Here is a 22,207-nt window from a genome sequence, read left to right on the forward strand (position 1 = left end):
TTAATATTATCTTTAATTTCGTTTAATAAAAAATAGATTATTGTATAAATAACTATGCCTTCATTTGATGTAATCAGTAAAATTAATTATCAAGAATTTGATAATGCTTTAGCAAATTGCTTAAGAGAAATAAGCAATCGATATGACTTTAAAGGACTTCATATCACTATAGAGCGAAAAGATAAATCAGTTACAACCAATGCTCCTGATGAATTGAAATTAAAGCAAGTCAATGAATTATTACAAACTCATTTAGTAAGAAGAAAAGTAGATCCAAGAGTTTTGGAAGTTAAAAGTTCGGAAGGTGCTTCGGGTGGAGCAATTAGACAAGTAAGTGAACTTAAAGAAGGTATTAGCCAAGAAAATGCCAAAAAAGTTATAGCTGACATTAAAAAACTTAAACTTAAAATTCAGGTAAAAATCCAAGGGGATGAATTAAGAGTTGATGGTAAAAAAAGAGATGACCTTCAAGAAGCTATAGCAGCAATTAAAGCTATTGATATTGGGCTTCCAATAGACTTTGTAAACTTTAGAGATTAATCCTTTCAAACTATTTATTGTATTTGGTACAAAAAGATATAAGCAGACACTCAATTACTTAAAATTTATACCAATCCCGACATAATGAACTTCTCTGATCTAAATATTGAAAATAAATTAAAAAGATCAATTGAATTAGCTGAATTTAAAACCCCAACCCCTATTCAAAGTCAATCGATACCAATTAGTTTAGAAGGAAAAGATGTTTTAGGAACTGCACAAACAGGTACCGGTAAAACATTAGCATTTACAATTCCAATGCTAAATAAGCTTTTAAAAGATAAGCAAGCAATGGCATTAATAATTTGTCCAACAAGGGAACTTGCAACACAGGTAATGGAAACTGTTTTAAAACTTAATATTAGAGAAATAGGAATTGGTAATGCTCTTTTAATTGGTGGTGAGAGTATGCAAAAACAACTTAGACAATTAAAAAAAAGAGCAAGAATAATAGTTGGAACCCCTGGAAGAATTAACGATCACATTGAACGTAAAAGTTTAAACTTATCAAATGTAAATTACCTGGTTCTAGATGAAACAGATCGAATGTTAGATATGGGATTTACCCCACAAATTGAGGTGATTTTAAAATTTATTCCAAAAGATCATCAAACATTATTATTTTCTGCAACTTTACCTGAAAATATTTTAAGGATTTCTCAAAAATATCTCAATAATCCTGAAAGAATATCAGTTGGGTCTTTATCAACTCCAATTGAAAAGATTAAACAAGAAACTTTCGAAATTACAACAGACAAAAAATATCATGAGTTAATTAATCAGTTAGTAGAAAGAAGTGGATCTATTCTAGTTTTTGTAAAAACTAAACATGGTGCTGATAAAATAGTAAAAAGATTAAAATACGATGGCCATAAAGCTGATGCTATCCATGGTAATCTTAGACAAAGTAAAAGAGACAGAGTTATTAGAGGATTTAGAAATGGTAATAGCAGAATTTTAATTGCAACAGATGTTGCAGCAAGAGGATTGGATATTCCAGTTATAAAACATGTAATTAATTATGATCTTCCACAAGTTCCAGAAGATTATATTCACAGAATAGGAAGAACTGGTAGAGCTGGAAAAGATGGCTCTGCTTTAACTTTTTTAACCAATAGCGATCGAAATATGTGGAGATCTATACAAAAATTAATAGATCCAAATTTTAAAACTTTTCAAGAAATTGAAAAAAATAGATCTAAGAAAAATACAAAAGGTAAAAAATCTTTTAACAAAAAGAAGAGTTTTAGAGATAAAAATAAATTCTTTAAAAAAGAAGATAAAAAAAATTCTAGTTTTAATAAAAATAAAAAATTTAGTAAAAAAGATGATAGCAAAAGATCAGATTATAAAGATAAAAAGAAATCTTTTAATAAAGATCATAAAAGATCTAAATTTAAGAACAAAGAAACGACAGCTGGATACACAAATAATCCTAAATATTTTAGCAAAAAACAAGAAAATCCAATAGAAAATGAAAACTTTAAAGAGAAATCTTTTAAGAAAAGAAATAAATTTAAAAATCGTAAAAGACCAAAGAATTTTTCATTTAAAAAGCACAAACCTAAATAAAATTAAAATAAATTAATTAAATATTTGTGTAAAAAATATCCTACTACAAGCAAGGATAGTCCTATTAAATAAATTAACCAAAAATTCATTCCCAATGGTTTTGCAAAAAAGAATGGTAGAAAAAACAAATAGCTAACAGGAACTGCAATTAAAATACTTTTAGTAAATGTGACTGTTTTTTCAACATCTTGGTGCTCGTAAAAAGAAAATATAATTGCAATCAAGGATGCAATTGGTAGAGCAATTATAAACCCAGATAATTTTGGGTATTGTCCAGATAACCAACTAGCAAAAGAAATTATTATTCCTGCAATTAAAATTTTTACAAAGAAAAACATGTTTTTATTATTAAACTTTTTGAATTAAAGATGCAGTATTATTTGTTGGCTTATTAACATCTTTGGATACTTCATGAAAAATAAGATTGGGTGATTTACGTTCATTTAGAAACGCTGATCCTTGTAATTCTAAATTTAGATATCTATTAACATCCACTTGATTAAGAATAACTGGTTGTCGGTGATGAATTTCCTTAATATTTTCTTTTGCTTCTTCTGTAATTAAACAAAACTGATCATCTTCAAATATCCCTGCAAAATAAATAGTGTTGGTATCTTCACGAGTAAAGTAGTGAGGGGTTTTTTCTTTCTCTTCCCTCTTCCATTCATAAAATCCATCTGCAACAGCGACACATCGATTGTTTTTAATCAATTTTTTAAATGAAACCTTTTCATCAATGGTCTCAAGTCGGGCATTAATCAAAGCTTTAAAATCCTTATCTTTCGCCCACCTTGGAACCAAACCCCATTTCAAAGCTTCTAAGGTATTTCCATTTTTATATTTTTTTATAACTGGAAGTTTTTGATAAGGATGAGCATTATAGTTTTCATTATCCTCAACCTGAATTGCAGATTTAACTAATGAACTAGTTTTGGTTACTGGATTTTTAACAACATATCTTCCACACATAAGATTAATAATATTTTGGTTTTACAAAAAAGTCATTACGATCCATTGTCGTAAGCTCAATATTTAATTTTTCTTGATTTCTTTCTATATCAAATTGTAATTTAGTCCCTGGGCCACCAAAAGACCAAACTACTTTATAAAAATCCTCAATGTTGTTAATTTTTTCATTATTAACAGCTAAAATTGTATCGTTAACACTAAATCCAGCTTTAGCAGCAGGACCGTTGTCATTTACTCTTGTGATTTTAACTTGTCCAGTATTGTCACTTGAAGTTAAACCCATATAAGGTTTGATATCTTTTGTTCTTCTGCCATTTTCAATTAAATCATCTAAAATTGGTTTTAAATCATTGATTGGCACAAACATATTTCCGGGAGAACTTATTCCTGTTGCTGCTGCATCTCCTACATACAAAGAACCTATTCCTAAAACTTCACCATATTCATTAATTAAAGCAGAACCTGCAAAAGAGCTATTAGCTGGATAAGTATAAATTGGTTTATCTAAAAAATATTCCCACCATCCAGCAAAAGATCGTCTTGAAACCATTTTAACAGCTGAAGGTCTTCCCTCTGTTAAATAAGGTAACACATATAAAAAATCTTCTTTAGTTAATTGATCAGAATCTCCAATTTTAAGAGGTGTTAGGTTTGATTGAATAATGGTTCTTAAAATACCAAACCCTGTTGTATGATCATATCCTATAAGCTCACCAGGAAATTTTTTACCATCAGGTAATGTTATTGTAATTGTTTCAGCCTCAACAACAATATAACCAATTGTTAATATGTGTTTATTATCAATTACTACTCCGTTCCCTCCTCTCACAGTTCCTAAAGATTGTGCAGTTCTTGCTTCTGGTGGGATAATGCTATCAATTTTAACAACTGATTTATAAATATTTAAAATATCTTCTTCAGTAGTTAATTTTTTAGTTTCAGAAAATGAGTTGTTTGTCGAAAATAATAATATCCAAAAAATAATAAATATTTTTTTCACTAAATTGATTGTTGTTTAATTATTTCCTTTAGTTGTTTAATCATGACATCAGGTGTTTTCATTGATGGATAAATTTCTTGAGCCTCCTCATAACTACGTATTGCTTTTTCATAATTTTTTAATTCTATATTAACCAATCCTTGTCCAGCTAAAGCACCAAAATGTCTTGGCTCTAATTCTAAAACTTTATCAATATCATCTTGTGATTTTTGATATTCTCCCAACATATAAAGAACAGTTGCTCTCTTATTCCAAGCCTCAGCCCAATTTTCATCAAGTTTTATTACTTCTGTAAATATTTCCCTTGCTTTATTAGGTTGTTGGTTTCTAATAAACATAGAACCCTCTTCTAATCGAGCAGTTAATTTTTCATCCGTTGGATGTGTGTTCCATAAAGACCAAATCTCTTGTTCAACTATTGATGCTACTTTTGCCTTATTAACTTTTAGTTCATTAAACAATTGATTAAGTCTAACATCTCTATCGTTTGCAAAAGAACTCGTTGAAAACAAAAAAATCAAAAAAAATAAAAGCAATCTCTTCATGATTAAATATTATCAAATAAGAGAATTAGAGTCTTTGAACTTATGTGTTTTGATTAATTTTTTTACAACTATAAAAAGAAATATCCTTTTCTTTCTCTTCTAGTTTAATGTTTTTAGTGATTTCATGAATAAGCTCGCCTGTCTTAATAGTTAAAACTGCAGATTCTGAATAATTTCTTTCATCATCAAAAGCTTGGATTAAAACAATATCTTTGTTGGAAATTTTTACTTCTAGTTCAATTTTATCAATAAAATTAGATAAATTTTTAATATTCAATACATTTGGCGATTTAGTTTCTATTACTAATTTATTAATACCTTCTCTCTTAATTTGATCTTTTGTAAATGTCACAAAGTTATGATCTGGATTTTTTAAAATTACTTTTTCAAATGCACATGTCAGATTTAAATTTGCATCTATTGTTATGTTAATATTTTGTGCGTTAGCATAACCAAAACAAATGAAACTCAAAACTATAATAAATCTTTTCATTCAAAAGCCTTATAGCTTTTTCTGATTGATTACCACATCTACTAATATCGCAATCAATAAATTAAGCATTGTAATTCCACAAATAATTATAAAACTGAAAAAATAAATCCAAGCCCACCAGTAAATATCTTGTAATGGTAGCATTACTTGTTCCCAACTAGATAGAGTTAAAACTTGGAACAATGTGATCATAGCAACACCAACGTCGCTCCATCTCTCAGGAATATCTGTACTAAATAAAATTGAACCAATAGTTGCATATATATAAAGAATTATGAACAGTAATAATCCTACATAAAATACTCTTTTGACCGATGTAAGTAGCGCTTCAATGATTTTTTTTAATTCTGGAACAACCGAGATAATTCTCAATACTCTAAATACTCTTAGCAATCTTAAAAGTAAGAAGCTAGAATTATTAGGAATTGGAATTAACGAAATTAAAACAATTATAGTATCAAAGACATTCCATCCGCTTTTAAAAAAGTGTAGTTTTTTTGGCTCTCCTACAAATCTAATTACAATTTCAATTACAAAAAATATAGTAATTGAATAATCCAAATAATTGATTGCTTGTCTGGTAAGATCACTTAATTCATAAGTGTTAACTCCAATTGTGATTGCATTTAAAATAATAATTGAAATAACAACAAATTGAAAAATTCTACTTTCTTTAAGATTGTATAAAAATTTATTCATTTAATTTAAAACACTAATAATACTTTTTTTAATAGTTTCACTTACTTTAATGGTTCCTTCTTTATTAGGATGAATTCCATCTTGCTGATTTAAACTTGGATCAAGTGCAACTCCATCAAGTAAAAATGGGATCAGGGGTAAATTATATTTTTTTGATAGTTTTGGATAGATTGCATCAAACTTTTTTTTGTATTCAGCTCCATGCGTGGTTGGAGCAACCATACCTGCAATAATAATTTTGATTTTTTTATTATTAGCTATCTTTATGATTTCTTCTAAATTTTTCTCAGTTTCCTCTGGTTTTATTCCTCTAAGCATATCATTGGCGCCTAAGCCTAAAATGATTAAATCAATACCAGGTTCAGATAAACTCCATTCAGCAATGTTTAATCCTCCTGAAGATGTGCTCCCAGAAACACTGCCATTAATTATCTTTATATTTAAACCATCTTTTTTAAAATCATCTTCTAATACTACAGATAAATGATGTTCTTTAGGTAAACCGTATCCAGCCATTAAACTATCCCCAAATAAGACAACCTTTTCTATTGCGAATGCATTTATGTGCACTAGAAAGATTATCAAAATTTTTATAAATAAACTTTTATTCATGAGTGATCTTCTTAAATTAAAAAAAATAAATCTCAAATACCAAACTGGCAAAGAAAGTATTAGTGTTTTAAAGAATATTGATCTTAATATTAAGAAAAAAGAGACGGTTTCTGTCGTTGGTGAAAGTGGATCTGGTAAAACTAGTTTAATCATGTTGGTTGGAGGTTTAGAAAAACCAACTTCTGGAAAAATTATTTTTCAAGATCAAGAAATTACAGGACTTAATGAAGATGAAGTTTCAGAAATTAGAAAGAAGAATATTGGCATTATATTTCAATCCTTCTACTTAATTCCAAATTATTCTGCAGTTGAAAACGTTGCATTAACACTAGAGTTAAATAATTTTAAAAATCCTGAGAGTGAAGCAAAAAGTTTATTAGATAGATTTGGTTTAAAGCACCGATTTAATAATTTACCAAGTCAGTTATCAGGTGGTGAACAGCAAAGAGTTGCAATTGCAAGGGCTATAGCTATGAAACCTGAATTAATCCTTGCTGATGAGCCTACTGGAAATTTGGATACTGAAAACTCATTAATGATTTCACATATTTTGTTTAAATATGTAAAAGAAGAAGGATCCTCCTTAGTCATGGTAACGCATGATCCAAAACTTGCAAACAAAGCAAAAAGAAAAATTAAAATAAAAGATGGAAAAATTAAATAATCGATCTGAATTTAGTTTGATTTTTAAATATGCTTTAAAAGATTTAAGCAGAAACTATTACAAAATTTCAAGTATTATTGTTACTCTATTTATTAGTCTCTTTATATTAAGTGCTATTTTTACAATTGAAGATAGTCTCAAAAAAGAACTAAACGATAATGCTAAAGCTTTATTAGGAGGTGATTTAGAAATTGATTACAATCGTAACCAAGGAAATCTACAACTAGTTAATCAAGTAAAAGAGTTTGCAACTGTATCTCAAATGATTGAGTTCAGTACAATGCTTTCAACAACTGGAAGAGAAAAAAACAAATCTTTATTTACTAGAATTAAAACAGTTGATGAAAAATATCCGTTATATGGCGAAGTAGTATTTGAACCCGAAGGTGCATATGAGCGAATGCAAAAAGAACCAAATACTATTTTAATTAATGAAAGTTTGTCAAAGACACTAAATATAAAACTTTATGAACAAGTTAAAGTTCAAGACCAAAACTTTACAGTTATTGGGATTATAAAATCAGTTCCTGATGTAAGTGGATTTGTTGCTTTTGGTGATTGGGCGCTAGCAGGAAAACAAACATTAGAGATATTAAAACTAAACGGAATTGGAAGCTTTTTAAACTATGAATATAAAGTAAAATTTAATGAAGGAGATAACCCTGAAGAATTAGAAAAACGAATTGAAAATATCTTTAAAGATGATCAAAAGGTAAAACTTCGTTATCCTGAAAATTCAGCAAGTGGAATAAAGAGAATAATCAATAATTTTTCACAATTTTTATCTCTTGTTTCAATAAGTGCGATGTTGATTGCGGGTATTGGAATTGCAAATACTCTCCTTTCTTTTATTAACCAAAACAACATGTCAATTGCAGTTAGAAAAGCAGTTGGATTTTATTCAGGAAATATAAAGACACTTTATTATCTTCAGTTACTAATATTATTGTTTGTAATTACTGTTGTTTCTTATGGCTCTAGTTTTTTAATAGTACCTATCGCTGATAAGTACTTATCAGATGGACTTGGATTAAATGTTTATCCAGTATTTTCTATAGTTAATTTTATTAAAATATTTTTAGTTGGTTTATTGGTACTTGTAATATTTTCTATCCCAACAATAAGTTCAATTGATCAAGTAAAAGCTTCTAATTTATTTAGAAACGTTTTTCAAAACCTGCAATTTTATTATTCAAAAAAGTCTGTTGTTTTAAGTTTTATTTTGCTCTCTATTTTAGTTTTATTATTTACAGTTGGCTCTGAACAACCAACTTACAGTCTTGGATACTTTGCTGCATTTTTTGTGTGTTTGATTGTATTTTTCTTTCTTTCAAGAATAATTATATTTTTTCTTAAAAAATTTAAATCAAGCTCCAATATTTCATTAAAGGTATCAATTAAGAATATCACTCAAACTAAAAGTATTACTCCAATTACTATTATGTCTTTAGGATTAGGAGTTACTTTACTTTTAACGTTGGCATTAGTTGGAACAAATTTTCAAAGGGAAATTGCTAAATCAATTCCTGATATTGCTCCTGATTATTTCTTTGTGGGTATTCAAAAAGGAGAGCGTGAAAAGTTTGAGCAAGGAATATTAAAGATGGATCCTGATGCAAACATTGAAGTTGTTCCAATGGTTTCATCTGGCATTACAAAAATTAATGGCATTAATCCAAATATTTATATTAAACCTGATAATGATAGTTATTGGGTAATTAGTAGTGAGAGAAGATCTTCATGGGTTGAAGATGTTCCTGAAGATAATCCATTAGTTGCTGGAAAATGGTGGGATTTAAATAAACCTAATCAACTTCAAATATCTTTAGATGCTAAAGTTGCAAGAGATTTTAACATTCAATTAGGAGATATTTTTACTTTAAATATATATGGAAGAGAAATAGATGGTGAAGTGGTTAATTTTAGAGAAGTTGATTATCGAGATTTAAGTATAAACTTTGCAATGCTATTTAATCCTCAATTCGCTCAAAATATTCCTCATGAATATTTAGCAACAGCAAAATTTAATACTGATAAGTTTGATGAAACTGAAATGCTAGAAGTTATGCCTAGCCTATCCATGATCAAAATTGCTGATTATTTAACAAAAGTAACAGCTGTTCTAAATAAAGTATTCATTGCAGTTACTCTAATATCTGCAGTAACAATTGTGATTGGTTTAATTGTTATTTCAAGTGCAATTATGGTTCAAGGTAAAGTTAAAGAATATCAAAACTTAGTGTTTAAAATTCTAGGGTTTTCAAAAAAAGAAATAATCCTCTCATCATTAATAGAATTCATTATTATATTTAAATCAGTCATACTAATTGCAATATTTTTTGCAGTAATTGGTTCAAAATTTATTATGGAAAATATTTTCGAACTAGTGTGGATGTTTGATTTTAAAGTTTTAATTTACTTAGGTTTTTCAATTGGATTTGTAACATTGTTATTGATTATGTTAACAAACTTAAAATACTTAAATCCAAAAGTTTACCCTTTGATTAGAAATCAATAATTAAAATTTTGTAATTTTACTATCTAAAGCAATTACATTTAATTCCACTTTTAGTTTTGGAAATCTTTTTTTAATTTCTTTTTTAAGTTTATTAAATGAGTCTTGGTGTATTTTTTTTTCATTAGCAGGTGTAAATTCCTTTTTTCCATTAGCAATTTTTGCAGCACCGCAATCTTTATGATTAATAACAATAAGTTTTTCTATTTTGTGAAGTTGGATTGAAGTTGCAAGATTATCATAAAAAGTATTATGCCATTTTTTAAATTTATTGTGTGTAACACCCAAAGCAGCACCAGCAATTGTAAAAGCACTGTACTTACCAGTTAATTTTTTTTTCTTTAAATGATTATGAACTAAATGTTGAAATCTTGGGTCCATACAAGATAACACCATTGCTTTAAACTTTGATTTCATGAATTAAACTCTACTTTGTACATTGTCTCATTCCTTCTATTCATTGGAAGGGTAAAAGGACTATCATATGTAGCTCTAATAGGTGGACTTATAATTGAAATATTATTTTTGTTTAACTCTTTTTCTAGGATTTCTTTATGTTTTATGAAATTTCCATCAGAAGCTCGACCAGAATATCTAAGTACAGCATAATATCCTCCTTCAATATTTACTATCCTTACATCTTCTCTACTAGGATTGGGAACGTTATCTGAATTAAACTTTGAAGGTAAATAAAACTGCATAGTCATGTTTCCATTTTTTTCTACTTGAGTAACTGGAGTAGTCATTGCTATTTTTTCCTGAGCATCATTTCTTCCAGAAATGTAATTAAATAATTTTCTAAAATTACTATCTATTCCAGCTCTAGAGGTTTCAACTGCTAAACGATCAGAATATTTTCTAATCTCATAAATGTCATTTTTATCAACCACTTCATATTTTGCTTCTTCATTGGCCATTACAATAGAATACGGTAAAATAAAGAAAGTACAAAATAGAAGAATTAATTGTTTTTTTAACTTCATGGTTAAATAACTTTATATTCAAAATTTTGTGTTGTTTCATTAATTTGAACTAATTTTGCTCCATTTCTTTCATGAAAATTCGTTGCCATTTTAGTTAAAGGTGAAAGTGTTACTAATCTGTTTAAATGATTGGATTTTTTTATCTTTCTAAACACTTCTTTTACAATTAACTTTCCTCCACCTTTTTTCTTTGACCACACAGTATAAGCAATAGCAATTTTACCACCTTTTTGATCTCTCATTGCACTTTGTAAAAAAGCATCAGTACTTAATTTTTCAAGTTCATCCACACTTTTAGGAATTTCATTAGTATAAGCAAAACACATTACAGCATGAATTTCGCCTTGATACTCGACCCCATAAATTTTTCTTCCAAATCCTGTTCTAAATTCATTATCTAATTCTGGTCGAACTGGATCTTCCTCTACATTACATTCTTTAAGTTCAACAAGTTTAGCACCTTTTACCCAACCAAAAAAATTATCAATATTTTTACTGAATGCTTGTCTATTTTTCCTTATTCTTGCTTTTATTCTAGGATTAAATTTTTTTTTCATATTAAAGTTTATCCTATTCTATCAACCATTCAAAAATTAAACATTTGTTAAATAATCATATCAGGTAATCATATAAAAGTTTTGAACTACTTATAAAAATTAAAAAATACAAAATATTATAAAATAATTTTTCATTAATAACTTTAATTAATCGATAACCAATTAATATACCTACAAAAGCAAGTGGAAATAAAAATACTGATTGTTTAAAAGTTATTAAATTTGTCATTGAGAGGTTAATATATAGAGGAAGTTTAATTAGATTAACAAAAGTAAAAAATATAATTCTTGTTCCAACATAAATTTCTTTCTGCATTCTTAATGGAAGCATATAAACACTTACCGGTGTTCCTCCTGCATGGACACAAAAACTTGTAAATCCAGCTATTACTGAACAAATTCCTCCTTTGATAGAATTTTTTTCTGACTTAGCTTCTTTATCTTTTTTAAAAAAAAAATAATGACCTGCAAAAATAAATCCCATTAAACCAATCATAAATTTTAATAATTCTTCTGAAAAATATGTGAACGTGAAAGAAGCAATTATTATTCCAACAGCAGCAAATGGAACCATTAACTTTAGGGTGCCTAAGTCATATTCTTTTCTATATTTATAAACCGCAATAAAATCGGAAAATATTAAAATTGGCAAAATTATTCCTAATGCTTGGTTTAAAGGCATTACAATAGTCATTAATGGAATAGATATTAAAGTTATCGATCCACCCAAACCTGATTTTGCAATACCGTATAAAATTATTGCTGGAACTACTGTGAAGAAAAATAATAAGTTTATTTCCATTTATTCAATGAATTTAATAGTTTTGATCCTAAAGGACTAATTGGTTCTTGAAGAATTATTTCTTTTCCTGTTTTTTGTTTAACTAACTGCAATAATTTTGTTGCTATTCCTTTTTTTCTAAAAATTGGATTAACGAAAATGTATTCAATTTCTCCCTTTTTATTAAATCTAACGAACCCTAGCGTTGTATTTTCATTTTTATAAGTAAATACACCATCAGCTTCATCTAATTGATAATTTGAAAAATCAATGCTGTTCATAAATCCTAGTAATTAAGGAGCAAAAGGATAATTGCTATGGCTGCAATAATAGAACTAACAACAATATAATTAAGCTTAATATTGAACTTTTTCTCAACAAAATCAGTAATTTTTTCCCAAAATAACACAATTAAGAAAACAATGATAGCTGGAATTATATATTTAATCATATTTTAAGATTTGTTGTCACTGACATAAACTGAAACACCTCTTGTATTTAAGTCAACATCGAACTTTTTATGTAGTGGTGGAAATGCTCTTTGTGAACAATCTAATCTGTCACAGGTTCTACATGAAACACCAATTGGTATTTCTGTAGATTTATCATTAATATTAACATTTTCAGTGTAAACAAAATCTTTTGCATATTTCGCATCACATCCAAGTCCAATAGAGAGAACACTTTTTGCTTGTCCAAATCTTCCTATTCCTTTTTCAACAGTTCTTGCAATACAAACATATTTTTCACCATTATTCATTTTACTTACTGCAGCTTGAATCACACCAGGTCTTGTAAAAGCAGAATAAACATTCCATCTTGGACACGCTCCCCCATATCTTGGTATATCAATTCCAGATAACGAAAACCTTTTTGAAATATTTCCAGCCATATCAACTCTTAAAAAATGGAAAGGAATACCAGGTAGTTTTGGATCCTGTAAACATGTAACCCTATGAGCTACTTGTTCAAAAGATGTTGCAAAAGTATTTTGCAGTAATTCCAAATCATATTTTAATTTTTTACATTCAGAATGAAATAATTTGTATGGCATCAAAATTGCAGCACCACAGTAATTTAGCAATGCAACTTTTGTAAGTTTTTTAGATTCTTCTGAAGGGAAGCTAAATTTCGATAAATAATTGTCAATTTCTTTATTGGCTCCTTCTTGAGCTATTTGAGCTGCTGCGTGTAATTTTTTTGTTTCAAGAGAACTGTAATCACTTAATAAAAGTTCTTTTTTATTTTTATTATAAATTTTTGAAAATGGTTTATTTTCATCTGGAATAACATCTTTGACTGTTATCGAATATTCTGAATTTAAATATTCACACAAAGCAATATATCTTGTTCGATTATTTTTTTGAATTTTATCAAAAACTTTATTTGCAAACTCTTCTAATTTTGGAAAATAGTTTTTATGCTCTTGGAGAAAATCTGAAATGACTTCACCTGGAAAAGAATTTTTTCTATTATCAACAATTTTACCTGAAATTTTTTCAATTTTATTTATTAACTCATGATCTTTTTTTTTAAGAATATCACCTAGTCTTACAATCGCTTTTCCAATCTTTGGATTAGTGCTTACTAGATCTTTTACTTCAGGACCTAAAATATCTAAGTCTTCAAACAAACTGTCATCTAAAATTTCAGAAATGGTATTTTGAAGATTAATATCTGTCTTTGATGTAAGATCTGACAGTTGGATATTTAATTTTTCACATACATTTAAAAGTAAATCGCCATCAATTTTTCTTTTTCCACTTTCAATTAAGTTTAAATAACTAGGAGAAATGTTTAAATCTTCTGCTAATTTGTTGGCTTGCAGTCCAAGCTGTCTTCTAAAAGCTCTTATTTTTGGCCCTATTTTAAGATCAATTTGACTCATTTTTCTATTTGTAAATTTTGTAAATTTATTTTTACAATATTTTTTCTTTATTTACAAAGCTTTTTGACGTTTTTTATAGATTTTGTAAATTTAGTAAAATATATAATTTACATGGATAAAAACTTAAAAAACACAGAAAATGAAGCTCAAATCATCAAAAAAGAGGATTTAGATCACCATCATAGTAAAGGAATTTATATGAGAGATGATCATTGTGATTGGGGTTCAAGTGGAATGAGTGAACTAATCGAAGCTGTAAACGATAGTAACTAATTCAACTTTTTTCAATTTTCTTCAATAAAGGATTATAAATAATGAGCGCAGAGAAAATCTCTTATGAGTTAAAAAGATTCGCAGGTATCAAACGAGACTACACTGATAAAGAAGTGGAGAGATTAAGAGGTTCAATTAAAATTGAATACTCACTTTGCAAAAATCAATCAGAAAAACTTTGGAAATTATTAAATACAGAAGCTTATGTAAATACACTTGGTTCTTTATCTGGTAACCAGGCTGTTCAACATGCAAAAGCTGGTTTAAAAGCAATTTATTTAAGTGGTTGGCAAGTAGCGGCCGATGCTAATACAGCTGGAGAAATGTATCCAGATCAATCTCTATACCCTTATGATAGTGCTCCTAAATTAGTTGAGTCAATGAATAACTCTTTAATTAGAGCTGATCAAATTCAACATATGGAAATGCAAGATGGGGACATGAAAAGAGAGGAAAAAGTAGATTACATGCTTCCAATTATTGCTGATGGTGAAGCGGGTTTTGGTGGACCATTAAATGTATTTGAATTAACTAAAAAATTTATAAGAGCAGGTGCTGCAGGTGTTCATTTTGAAGATCAATTAGCTAGTGAAAAAAAATGTGGTCATATGGGTGGAAAAGTTCTTGTTCCAACTGGTACCATGGTCAAAAATTTAAAAGCTGCAAGGTTGGCTGCTGATATTGCTGAGGTTCCTTTGATTATATTAGCAAGAACCGATGCTAATGCAGCAAAACTTATTACAAATGATTTTGATGAAAATGATAAACCATTTTTAACTGGTGAAAGATCTCCAGAAGGATTTCATTATGTTAAAGATGGAATTGAACAAGCTATCTCTAGAGGTTTAGCTTATGCACCGTATGCTGATTTAATTTGGTGTGAAACTGCAACTCCTAATTTAGCAGAGGCTAAGAAATTTGCAGATGCAATTCATGAGAAGTTTCCTGGAAAATTATTAGCTTATAATTGTTCTCCATCATTCAATTGGAAAAAACATTTAAGTGATGATGAGATTGCTTCATTCCAACAAGAAATTGCTAAAATGGGTTACAAATTTCAGTTCATTACTCTTGCTGGATTTCACACTCAAAACATTGCAATTTTTGAACTTGCTGAGAAATATAGAAAAGAAGGTATGGCTGCATATTCTAGAATTCAACAACAGGAATTTGCTAGAGAAAAAGACGGCTATACTAGTGTTAAGCACCAAAGAGAAGTTGGCACATCTTATTTTGATGCAGTCTCAAATACTATTAGTAGCGGCCAAAGCTCAACTACAGCAATGGCTGGATCTACTGAAACAGAACAATTTTAAAAAAAATACTTTCCCTCTCCATTTTTTTTAGTAGCCCTTAATTGGGCTATTTTTTTATTTGTAATTAATACTCAGACTGTTAAGGGTCACAAATGTCTAATAAAAACTTTGGTTTTGGAACACAAATAAGAAAATCTCCATATTTTGATGCTACTGTAAAATGGGGGGCAACAGGTTTTTCTGTATATAATCACATGTATATTCCAAGAGATTTTGGAAGTCCTGAGCAAAATTTTTGGAACCTTATTGAAAAATCAATTTTATGTGATGTTGCAGTTGAAAGACAAGTCGAGATCACTGGTCCTGATGCATATAAATTTATTCAACTTTTAACTCCTAGAGATCTTTCAAAGTTATCTGTTGGACAATGTAAATATGTTTTAATTGTAAATAATGATGGTGGTATCATAAATGATCCAGTTTTATTAAGATTAGCTGAAAACCATTTTTGGTTATCTTTGGCTGATAGTGATGTTTTGTTATGGGCACAAGGTGTTGCTGTTAATTCAGGTTTAGATGTAAAAATATCTGAACCAGATGTTTCTCCTTTGCAATTACAAGGTCCTACCTCACAAGAAATAATGGTTAAACTATTTGGTGAGAGTATCAGAGATCTTAAATATTATTGGTTAAAAGAATATCAACTTGATGGTATTCCATTAATTGTTTCAAGAACAGGTTGGTCAAGTGAACTTGGTTATGAAATATATTTAAGAGACGGCTCAAGAGGTAATGAACTTTATGAAAAAATAATGGAAGCTGGTAAAGAACATGGAATTCAACCTGGTCATACATCTTCTATAAGAAGAATTGAAGGCGGAATGCTTTCTTATCATGCAGATGCAGATATTCATACAAATCCATTTGAATTAGGATTTGATCGATTAGTTAATTTAGATACTAATATAAATTTTATAGGTAAAGAAGCGCTAAAAAAAATAAAGCAAGAGGGAATAAAAAGAAAACAAGTTGGTCTTATCATTGATAGCGATCCTTTATCAGGACCTAATACAACTTTTTGGCCAGTTGAAAAAGATGGTAAGACAGTTGGCAAAGTAACTTCAGCTGTATATTCACCAAGATTAAAAAAAAATATTGCACTTGCAATGATTGAAATTAATCATTCAGAATTAGGCAATCAATTAGATGTTAAAACACATGAAGGAAAATATTCATCTACAATTGTAGAAAAACCTTTTTACGATCCAAAAAAGAAAATAGCTAGCAGCTAAGATTTAATATTGTATCCTTTTTTCAATAGGACGGCGACTACAGTTATACAAGCTCCTAAAAATACCACCATTGAAGTTATACTAATCCAAATATTAAAGTCTGATACTCCATAAAAGGCAAATCTTAAGCCATTTATTAAGTAAACAACTGGATTAAAGTAAGTAACTGTTTGCCAGAACTCAGGTAGCATATCTAAAGAGTACAAACTTCCTCCTAAAAAGACCATTGGAGTAATAACTAATGTTGGAATAATAGACATTTGTTCAAAGTTTGAACTCATTAATCCAATTAAAAATCCAAAAAGTGCAAAGGTAAAAGCAACTAACATCAACAAAAATATCATTAACAATGGATACATTACATTCACTTCAACGAAGAAGGTTGAAGTAATAAATATAACAGCACCAACTATAAGTGTTTTGGTCGCCCCTGCGCCCACAAAGGCTAAAACAATTTCAAATGTTGAAATGGGTGCTGCTAAGATTTCATAGATAGTTCCATTAAATTTGGGGAAAAATATTCCAAATGAAGTGTTACTGATTGATTGAGTTAACAACGTTAGCATCAATAAACCTGGAACAATGTAAGATCCATAACTAATCCCATCAATATTTTCTACATAGCCACCAATGACAGATCCAAAAACTATAAAATAAAGAGAGGTTGATAGAACTGGCGAAAATAATGATTGCATCAATGTTCTTTTAAACCGATCCATCTCATGCAAATAAATTGCTTTAAAAGCGTAATAATTAAATCTCATTGTTCTCCTTTACCAAACTTACAAATATTTTTTCTAAAGTACTCTGTTCTGTTTTTAAATCTTTTAATTTTAAGTCAGCATCTTTTAAATCTTGAAGTAGTGTAGTTATTCCTGTTTGTTGTGCTTGAATATTATAACTGTAATTAACTGACATTTTGTCTTTTCCAATTTCAAGCTGATATTTTTCTAAACTTTTAGGAACTTCATGGATTTCATCTTGTAAATCTATGGTTAGTTTTTTGTGTCCCATCTTCTTAAGAAGTTCTTTTGTCTCTTCTACTACAATAATTTCACCTTGGTTAATTACTCCAACTCTATCAGCGATTGCTTCAGCTTCTTCAATATAATGGGTGGTTAATATAATAGTGACACCAGTTTTTCTTAATGTCTCTACTACCTTCCACATGTCTTGACGTAATTCTACATCAACACCAGCTGTTGGCTCGTCCAAAAATAAAATAGTTGGTTCATGAGATAAAGCTTTAGCAATTAATACTCTTCGCTTCATCCCTCCTGATAACTGTCTTAATCTTTGATCCTTCTTGTCCCATAAACTTAAATCCTTTAAAACTTTTTCAATATGTTTTGGATCTGGTTTCTTTCCATATAATCCCCTTGAATAAGAGACATTATTAAATACCGTTTCAAATTGTTCTAAAGTTAATTCTTGTGGAACTAATCCAATTCTAGATCTCGTTTCTCTATAATCATCAATAATATCAAAATCATCAACTGTTACTTTTCCAGATGAAGGTTTTACAATTCCACAGATAATACTTATTAGTGTAGTTTTTCCTGCACCATTTGGACCAAGCATTGCAAAAATCTCACCTTTTTTAATGTTAAGGTTAATCCTCTTTAATGCTTCAAAACCGTTACCATAGACTTTAGATAGATTGTTAATACTTATTTGATTTTCTGACATTTTGGATGGTGAACATATAAGCTTTATCACTCATAATGCAATAAGATCATTTGCTTATTGCAACAGTTGTAATAAAATGTGGATATTGTGAAAAATAGATTAACAGCTAAAGATTTTGATCAAAAAATTCTAGAACTTTATGATCATTATGCACATGGGAAAATCACTAAAAGAGAGTTTTTAAAAAATATTGGAAAATATACTGCAGCTGGAGTAACTGCTTTATCGATATTTAATAGTTTAGCTCCAAATTATGCTCTAGCAGAACAAGTAAACTTTAATGATCCTGATATCAAAGCAAATTACATAACTTATAAAAGTGAAAACGGTAACGGAAACATTAATGGCTACTATGTAAAACCATCTAAAGTTACTGAGAAAACTGCAGCAGTGTTAGTGGTACATGAAAACAGAGGATTAAATCCTTACATCAAAGATGTTGCTCGAAGAGTTGCAAAAGCAGGTTTTATTGCTTTAGCTCCTGATGGTTTAAGTAGTCTAGGAGGATATCCAGGCAATGATGCAGATGGCAAAGCTATGCAAAGAAAAATTGATCGTACAAAACTTTTAAATGATTTTTTTAATGGTTTTGAATTTTTATATAATCATGAAGAAACTACTAAAAAAATTGGAGCCGTAGGTTTTTGTTATGGTGGAGGAGTATGCAATGCATTAGCAGTTGCCTATCCTGAGATGTCAGCTTCTGTGCCTTTTTATGGAAGTCAAGCTAATGCTGAAGATGTACCTAGAATTCAAGCACCTCTTCTTCTGCATTATGCTGAATTAGATGATCGAATTAACAAAGGTTGGCCAGAATATGAAGCAGCGTTAAAAGCAAATAATAAAAATTACACTGCTCATATTTATAAAGATTGTAATCATGGCTTTCATAACGATTCAACACCAAGATATGATGAAAAAAATGCAAACTTAGCATGGGACAGAACAATTAGTTTTTTTAATAAAAATTTAGTTTAATAGTTTCCATATGGAAATTAAAAGTTTAATTGTTTTTATAGGAGTTTGTTTTTTTTTAACTTTGGAATTTTTATTTCCTAAAGAAAAAATTTATTTCAAAAATAAGATTTCAAGAATTTCTAAAAATATCTTTTTTTGGTTAGTGAATATTGGCATTACACCAATAATTATTTTACCTATATCGATTTTTGCTACTCAAATTGAGTTACACAGTTTGTTCAAATTTGATAATTCAATAATGAGTTTTTTATTTCACTTAATGGTTATAGATCTTTTTTTATATTGGTGGCATAGATTTAACCATCAAATTCCTTTTCTTTGGAAGTTCCATCATGTTCATCATTTAGATGAAACATTAGATATTTCATCTGGTGTACGATTTCATTTTGGTGAAGTAATATTAAGTGCTTTAATTCGTTCCATAATCATTATCACTTTTAATATTTCATTAATCAATTTGCTTTTAATTGAGGCTATAATTTTATTAAGCTCAATATTTCATCATTCAAATATCAGCATGCCAAAAAAAATTGAAAATATATTATCAAAAATAATTGTTACTCCTTCAATTCATTGGGTTCATCATCATAAACGTCAAAGTGAAACAGATGCAAATTATTCTACAATTTTCAGTTGGTGGGATAAAATTTTTAGAACTAAATCAAACTTTGAGAGAAAAATTGGCATGCCAATTGGTGTAGAGGGAGATACTGAACAAAGTTTAAAAAATTTAATCTTAAGGCCTTTAAAAAAATAGATCATTCAGTAAATTTTTTTCTATTAGAATAAAGAAGTGTATATAGTTTTTTTAAACTTGTATTTAATGAGTAAACTTTATCTTTTAACGACTGATAAATTTTTTCAAGATCATCTTTAACATCAATGTCTTGATGAAACTTGTTTTCAATTAATACTTTTGAGACATTTTTGGTTAAATCTGTTAAAACAGTGTCAGTTCCATAATTGACTTTATCAATTATATTAAGAATATTACTATCACTTGTTGCCAATAAACAAAAACCACCATCTAATGTTGGATAAAAAACATTTTTAGCAGATGAGGCTCTTAAACTATTTTTAATATCTTCTGCTGTAAGAAGAGGGATATCAGAACCAACAATCACAACTTTTTTAAAATATCTTAAATTAAATTCAATTACCTCTTTCATTGATAGACCTAGATCTTTTTGCGAAGTCAAATAAAGACCATCTGTAATTTTTGAAAATTTATGACCATAATTTTGATGAATTTTTTCTGAAACAGTTAATTGATATGTAAATTTACTATTTTTAAGTTTATTTATATTATCTGTTAAAATTTCAATTAAATTTTCATTCAATTTATTAACAAAGTTATCTTCAATCTGTTCTCTTAAGCGTGTTTTGGATTTTTTTGATTGAGGATCTTTTATAAAATAGCAAACTACATATTTTGGTTGTTGTTTATAAAATTTAAAAACTTGAAAGACTGTATCTCGTAAAGTAGCAAACGTTTGTAGCACAGGGTGACTATTATATTTTATTCCTGAAGTTAAAATATAGTTATCAATTATATTAATTTTAACTCCAAGTTGTTTTGCTTTCCAAATAAATTCATGATCCTCTCCTTTTTCTATAATTTCAGTAAATTCTCCCAAAAAATTAAATAATTTTTTATTGATTAAAAAAGATTGATCTCCAAAAGGTAAACCTAAAAATTTTGTTCTTATATTGGCTCCTAAAGCATTATATTTTAATTTTTCATCGTTAAATTTTAATAAAAAAGTATTAATTTTCTCTTTATCAACATTCTCTAAATCAATTTCATTAATTAACGACAAATCGCTATCTAAATGCAAAAACCATAAAATATCATGGGTAGCAACTTCTGCACCGGCGTTCATTGCTTTAGCTCTCGTTGAATTGTGTATACTTAAAAAATGATCAGCTTTATCCTCAAGAACTTTTGCTTCTGAATTTTGATATGAAGAAACTACAATAATCTCAATGTTATTAAATTTTTTTTTGAGCTGCTCAATTAATTCAAAATTTTTTTCCTTATGACCTATTGGTATTATTACAGATATATACATGAATTATTTAAAAAAATCTCTTAGTGTCCCAATTCCAACGAACCAGTAAAAACGAATTTTATAAAATACATTTTTTTTAGATAATGCTTTAAGTCGGTGATACTCTGTTATCCCACATTCAGTTTTGATATATTTTTTAATTGGCTCGTTCATTTTTAATTATATTATAAATATATTTAATTAATAAAGGAAAAATTCCAATTAAGGTTAATGACGCAATTATTTTAAAACTTAGAATTTCTTCTAAAGAATTTATATTTGCAATTTGTACACCAGCATTAACAAAAATTGCTGTCGCAATGAACATTCCTATTTGTGAAACAATATAAAATTCTAAAGTTTTCATTTTTGTTAAACCGAATACCAAATTAATTATAAAAAAAGGAAAAATAGGACTTAATCTTAAAAATAAGAGATATAACCAGCCATCGGTTTCAATACCTTTGTTAATTTTATCTAGATAGTTTGAAAATTTTTTTTGGATATAGGCTCTTAGAGCATATCTTGAAAATAAAAAACAGAAAGTTGAACCAATTGAACTCGCAAATGAAACCAAAATAAGTCCCGGCCAAAAACCAAATAGTGCTCCAGCTAACAAAGTTTTTAAAAGGGATATCGGTAGAGCAAATGCTGTAACGACCACGTACGAGATAAAAAAAATAAAAAAATAAAAATAATAATTTTGGTTTATAAGAATTTGTAAATCTTGATAGATATCTTTAATTTTTTCAAACGTTACAATCTTATTTATATCAAGAGAATAACTTACAATTATAATTGTAAAGAAAATTAACCCAAAAAAAATTTTACCCTGGTTTTTTTTCACTAT

Annotated in this window: 27 protein-coding genes; 9 read left to right on the top strand and 18 right to left on the bottom strand. The window is 28.3% G+C overall.

Features of this window, described 5'->3' with window-relative positions; translation table 11 throughout:
- Positions 1 to 54: 54 nt before the first annotated feature.
- Complete coding sequence (locus ACQY31_RS01935) at positions 55 to 540, top strand: YajQ family cyclic di-GMP-binding protein (RefSeq protein ID WP_262589405.1); 486 nt, start codon at positions 55 to 57, stop codon at positions 538 to 540.
- Positions 541 to 621: 81 nt separating this feature from the next.
- Positions 622 to 2,112, top strand: coding sequence for a DEAD/DEAH box helicase (locus ACQY31_RS01940; protein ID WP_428081228.1), 1,491 nt, complete (start codon positions 622 to 624; stop codon positions 2,110 to 2,112).
- A 2-nt stretch (positions 2,113 to 2,114) separates the two neighbouring features.
- Here the strand turns inward: ACQY31_RS01940 and ACQY31_RS01945 are convergent, their stop codons facing one another.
- From ACQY31_RS01945 to ACQY31_RS01975, 7 genes are read right to left on the bottom strand one after another with little or no spacing between them, the layout of a single operon-like run.
- Entirely contained in the window at positions 2,115 to 2,450 is a 336-nt protein-coding gene (locus ACQY31_RS01945) for a hypothetical protein (protein ID WP_428080337.1), read from the bottom strand.
- A gap of 10 nt (positions 2,451 to 2,460) precedes the next feature.
- Positions 2,461 to 3,081: an SOS response-associated peptidase gene (locus tag ACQY31_RS01950; protein ID WP_428080338.1), complete on the bottom strand. Its 621-nt coding sequence runs from the start codon at positions 3,079 to 3,081 to the stop codon at positions 2,461 to 2,463.
- A 4-nt stretch (positions 3,082 to 3,085) separates the two neighbouring features.
- A complete protein-coding gene (locus tag ACQY31_RS01955; protein WP_428080339.1) occupies positions 3,086 to 4,081 on the bottom strand; it encodes a S1C family serine protease in 996 nt (331 codons plus the stop codon).
- Positions 4,081 to 4,626: a tetratricopeptide repeat protein gene (locus ACQY31_RS01960; protein ID WP_428080340.1), complete on the bottom strand. Its 546-nt coding sequence runs from the start codon at positions 4,624 to 4,626 to the stop codon at positions 4,081 to 4,083. Before ACQY31_RS01960 ends, ACQY31_RS01955 begins: the two co-directional genes overlap by 1 nt.
- A 40-nt stretch (positions 4,627 to 4,666) precedes the next feature.
- Positions 4,667 to 5,119: a hypothetical protein gene (locus tag ACQY31_RS01965; protein WP_428080341.1), complete on the bottom strand. Its 453-nt coding sequence runs from the start codon at positions 5,117 to 5,119 to the stop codon at positions 4,667 to 4,669.
- A 9-nt stretch (positions 5,120 to 5,128) separates the two neighbouring features.
- The gene (locus ACQY31_RS01970; RefSeq protein WP_428080342.1) at positions 5,129 to 5,818 is read right to left on the bottom strand and encodes an ion transporter; all 690 of its coding nucleotides are present in this window, start codon (positions 5,816 to 5,818) and stop codon (positions 5,129 to 5,131) included.
- Positions 5,819 to 6,430, bottom strand: a complete 612-nt coding sequence (locus ACQY31_RS01975; RefSeq protein WP_428080343.1) for an arylesterase — start codon at positions 6,428 to 6,430, stop codon at positions 5,819 to 5,821.
- On the opposite strand from ACQY31_RS01975, the gene ACQY31_RS01980 reads away from it, so the two are divergent.
- Together ACQY31_RS01980 and ACQY31_RS01985 are read left to right on the top strand one after the other, a co-directional pair.
- On the top strand, positions 6,429 to 7,094 hold the full coding sequence (locus ACQY31_RS01980; RefSeq protein WP_428080344.1) for an ABC transporter ATP-binding protein: 666 nt from the start codon (positions 6,429 to 6,431) through the stop codon (positions 7,092 to 7,094). The genes ACQY31_RS01975 and ACQY31_RS01980 overlap by 2 nt on opposite strands.
- Entirely contained in the window at positions 7,078 to 9,612 is a 2,535-nt protein-coding gene (locus ACQY31_RS01985; RefSeq protein WP_428080345.1) for an ABC transporter permease, read from the top strand. Before ACQY31_RS01980 ends, ACQY31_RS01985 begins: the two co-directional genes overlap by 17 nt.
- On the opposite strand, the gene ACQY31_RS01990 is transcribed toward ACQY31_RS01985, so the two are convergent.
- The 6 genes from ACQY31_RS01990 to ACQY31_RS02015 form a co-directional block, all read right to left on the bottom strand.
- Positions 9,613 to 10,026, bottom strand: a complete 414-nt coding sequence (locus ACQY31_RS01990) for a carbonic anhydrase (RefSeq protein WP_428080346.1) — start codon at positions 10,024 to 10,026, stop codon at positions 9,613 to 9,615. It lies immediately after the preceding gene.
- Complete coding sequence (locus ACQY31_RS01995; RefSeq protein WP_428080347.1) at positions 10,023 to 10,592, bottom strand: SOUL family heme-binding protein; 570 nt, start codon at positions 10,590 to 10,592, stop codon at positions 10,023 to 10,025. Before ACQY31_RS01995 ends, ACQY31_RS01990 begins: the two co-directional genes overlap by 4 nt.
- A gap of 2 nt (positions 10,593 to 10,594) precedes the next feature.
- Positions 10,595 to 11,149 (bottom strand): hypothetical protein, encoded by a 555-nt coding sequence (locus ACQY31_RS02000; protein ID WP_428080348.1) that lies wholly within the window; start codon positions 11,147 to 11,149, stop codon positions 10,595 to 10,597.
- A 55-nt stretch (positions 11,150 to 11,204) separates the two neighbouring features.
- Positions 11,205 to 11,951, bottom strand: coding sequence for a sulfite exporter TauE/SafE family protein (locus tag ACQY31_RS02005; protein ID WP_428080349.1), 747 nt, complete (start codon positions 11,949 to 11,951; stop codon positions 11,205 to 11,207).
- Positions 11,942 to 12,211, bottom strand: a complete 270-nt coding sequence (locus tag ACQY31_RS02010; RefSeq protein ID WP_428080350.1) for a GNAT family N-acetyltransferase — start codon at positions 12,209 to 12,211, stop codon at positions 11,942 to 11,944. Before ACQY31_RS02010 ends, ACQY31_RS02005 begins: the two co-directional genes overlap by 10 nt.
- Before the next feature lie 173 nt (positions 12,212 to 12,384).
- Positions 12,385 to 13,818, bottom strand: a complete 1,434-nt coding sequence (locus ACQY31_RS02015) for a helix-turn-helix domain-containing protein (RefSeq protein ID WP_428080351.1) — start codon at positions 13,816 to 13,818, stop codon at positions 12,385 to 12,387.
- Between the two features lie 111 nt (positions 13,819 to 13,929).
- Between ACQY31_RS02015 and ACQY31_RS02020 the strand changes: the two genes are divergently transcribed.
- The 3 genes from ACQY31_RS02020 to ACQY31_RS02030 all read left to right on the top strand — a co-directional run bounded on the left by ACQY31_RS02020 (position 13,930) and on the right by ACQY31_RS02030 (position 16,639).
- Positions 13,930 to 14,091, top strand: coding sequence for a hypothetical protein (locus tag ACQY31_RS02020; RefSeq protein WP_428080352.1), 162 nt, complete (start codon positions 13,930 to 13,932; stop codon positions 14,089 to 14,091).
- A 41-nt stretch (positions 14,092 to 14,132) separates the two neighbouring features.
- The gene (aceA, locus tag ACQY31_RS02025; RefSeq protein ID WP_428080353.1) at positions 14,133 to 15,407 is read left to right on the top strand and encodes an isocitrate lyase; all 1,275 of its coding nucleotides are present in this window, start codon (positions 14,133 to 14,135) and stop codon (positions 15,405 to 15,407) included.
- A gap of 92 nt (positions 15,408 to 15,499) precedes the next feature.
- Positions 15,500 to 16,639: a glycine cleavage T C-terminal barrel domain-containing protein gene (locus ACQY31_RS02030; protein ID WP_428080354.1), complete on the top strand. Its 1,140-nt coding sequence runs from the start codon at positions 15,500 to 15,502 to the stop codon at positions 16,637 to 16,639.
- Here ACQY31_RS02030 and ACQY31_RS02035 read toward each other — a convergent pair.
- Positions 16,636 to 17,403 carry an ABC transporter permease gene (locus tag ACQY31_RS02035; protein WP_428080356.1) on the bottom strand — a complete coding sequence of 256 codons (768 nt, stop codon included), beginning with the start codon at positions 17,401 to 17,403 and terminating at the stop codon, positions 16,636 to 16,638. The two genes, ACQY31_RS02030 and ACQY31_RS02035, sit on opposite strands and share 4 nt — an antisense overlap.
- The gene (locus ACQY31_RS02040; protein WP_428081230.1) at positions 17,393 to 18,328 is read right to left on the bottom strand and encodes an ABC transporter ATP-binding protein; all 936 of its coding nucleotides are present in this window, start codon (positions 18,326 to 18,328) and stop codon (positions 17,393 to 17,395) included. The genes ACQY31_RS02035 and ACQY31_RS02040 overlap by 11 nt, the downstream gene beginning before the upstream one ends.
- A gap of 87 nt (positions 18,329 to 18,415) precedes the next feature.
- On the opposite strand from ACQY31_RS02040, the gene yghX reads away from it, so the two are divergent.
- Together yghX and ACQY31_RS02050 are read left to right on the top strand one after the other, a co-directional pair.
- A complete protein-coding gene (gene yghX / locus ACQY31_RS02045; RefSeq protein WP_428080358.1) occupies positions 18,416 to 19,306 on the top strand; it encodes a YghX family hydrolase in 891 nt (296 codons plus the stop codon).
- A 10-nt stretch (positions 19,307 to 19,316) separates the two neighbouring features.
- Positions 19,317 to 20,063 carry a sterol desaturase family protein gene (locus ACQY31_RS02050; RefSeq protein ID WP_428080360.1) on the top strand — a complete coding sequence of 249 codons (747 nt, stop codon included), beginning with the start codon at positions 19,317 to 19,319 and terminating at the stop codon, positions 20,061 to 20,063.
- 1 nt (position 20,064) lies between these two features.
- On the opposite strand, the gene ACQY31_RS02055 is transcribed toward ACQY31_RS02050, so the two are convergent.
- The 3 genes from ACQY31_RS02055 to ACQY31_RS02065 are packed head-to-tail and all read right to left on the bottom strand — an operon-like array spanning position 20,065 to position 22,204.
- Positions 20,065 to 21,378 (bottom strand): DUF2064 domain-containing protein, encoded by a 1,314-nt coding sequence (locus ACQY31_RS02055; RefSeq protein WP_428080362.1) that lies wholly within the window; start codon positions 21,376 to 21,378, stop codon positions 20,065 to 20,067.
- A 3-nt stretch (positions 21,379 to 21,381) separates the two neighbouring features.
- Positions 21,382 to 21,531, bottom strand: a complete 150-nt coding sequence (locus ACQY31_RS02060) for a hypothetical protein (protein ID WP_428080364.1) — start codon at positions 21,529 to 21,531, stop codon at positions 21,382 to 21,384.
- On the bottom strand, positions 21,515 to 22,204 hold the full coding sequence (locus tag ACQY31_RS02065) for a TVP38/TMEM64 family protein (protein WP_428080366.1): 690 nt from the start codon (positions 22,202 to 22,204) through the stop codon (positions 21,515 to 21,517). The genes ACQY31_RS02060 and ACQY31_RS02065 overlap by 17 nt, the downstream gene beginning before the upstream one ends.
- Positions 22,205 to 22,207: the final 3 nt, after the last annotated feature.

It is taken from the genome of Candidatus Pelagibacter sp., from assembly GCF_965262185.1.
Taxonomy (GTDB): domain Bacteria; phylum Pseudomonadota; class Alphaproteobacteria; order Pelagibacterales; family Pelagibacteraceae; genus Pelagibacter.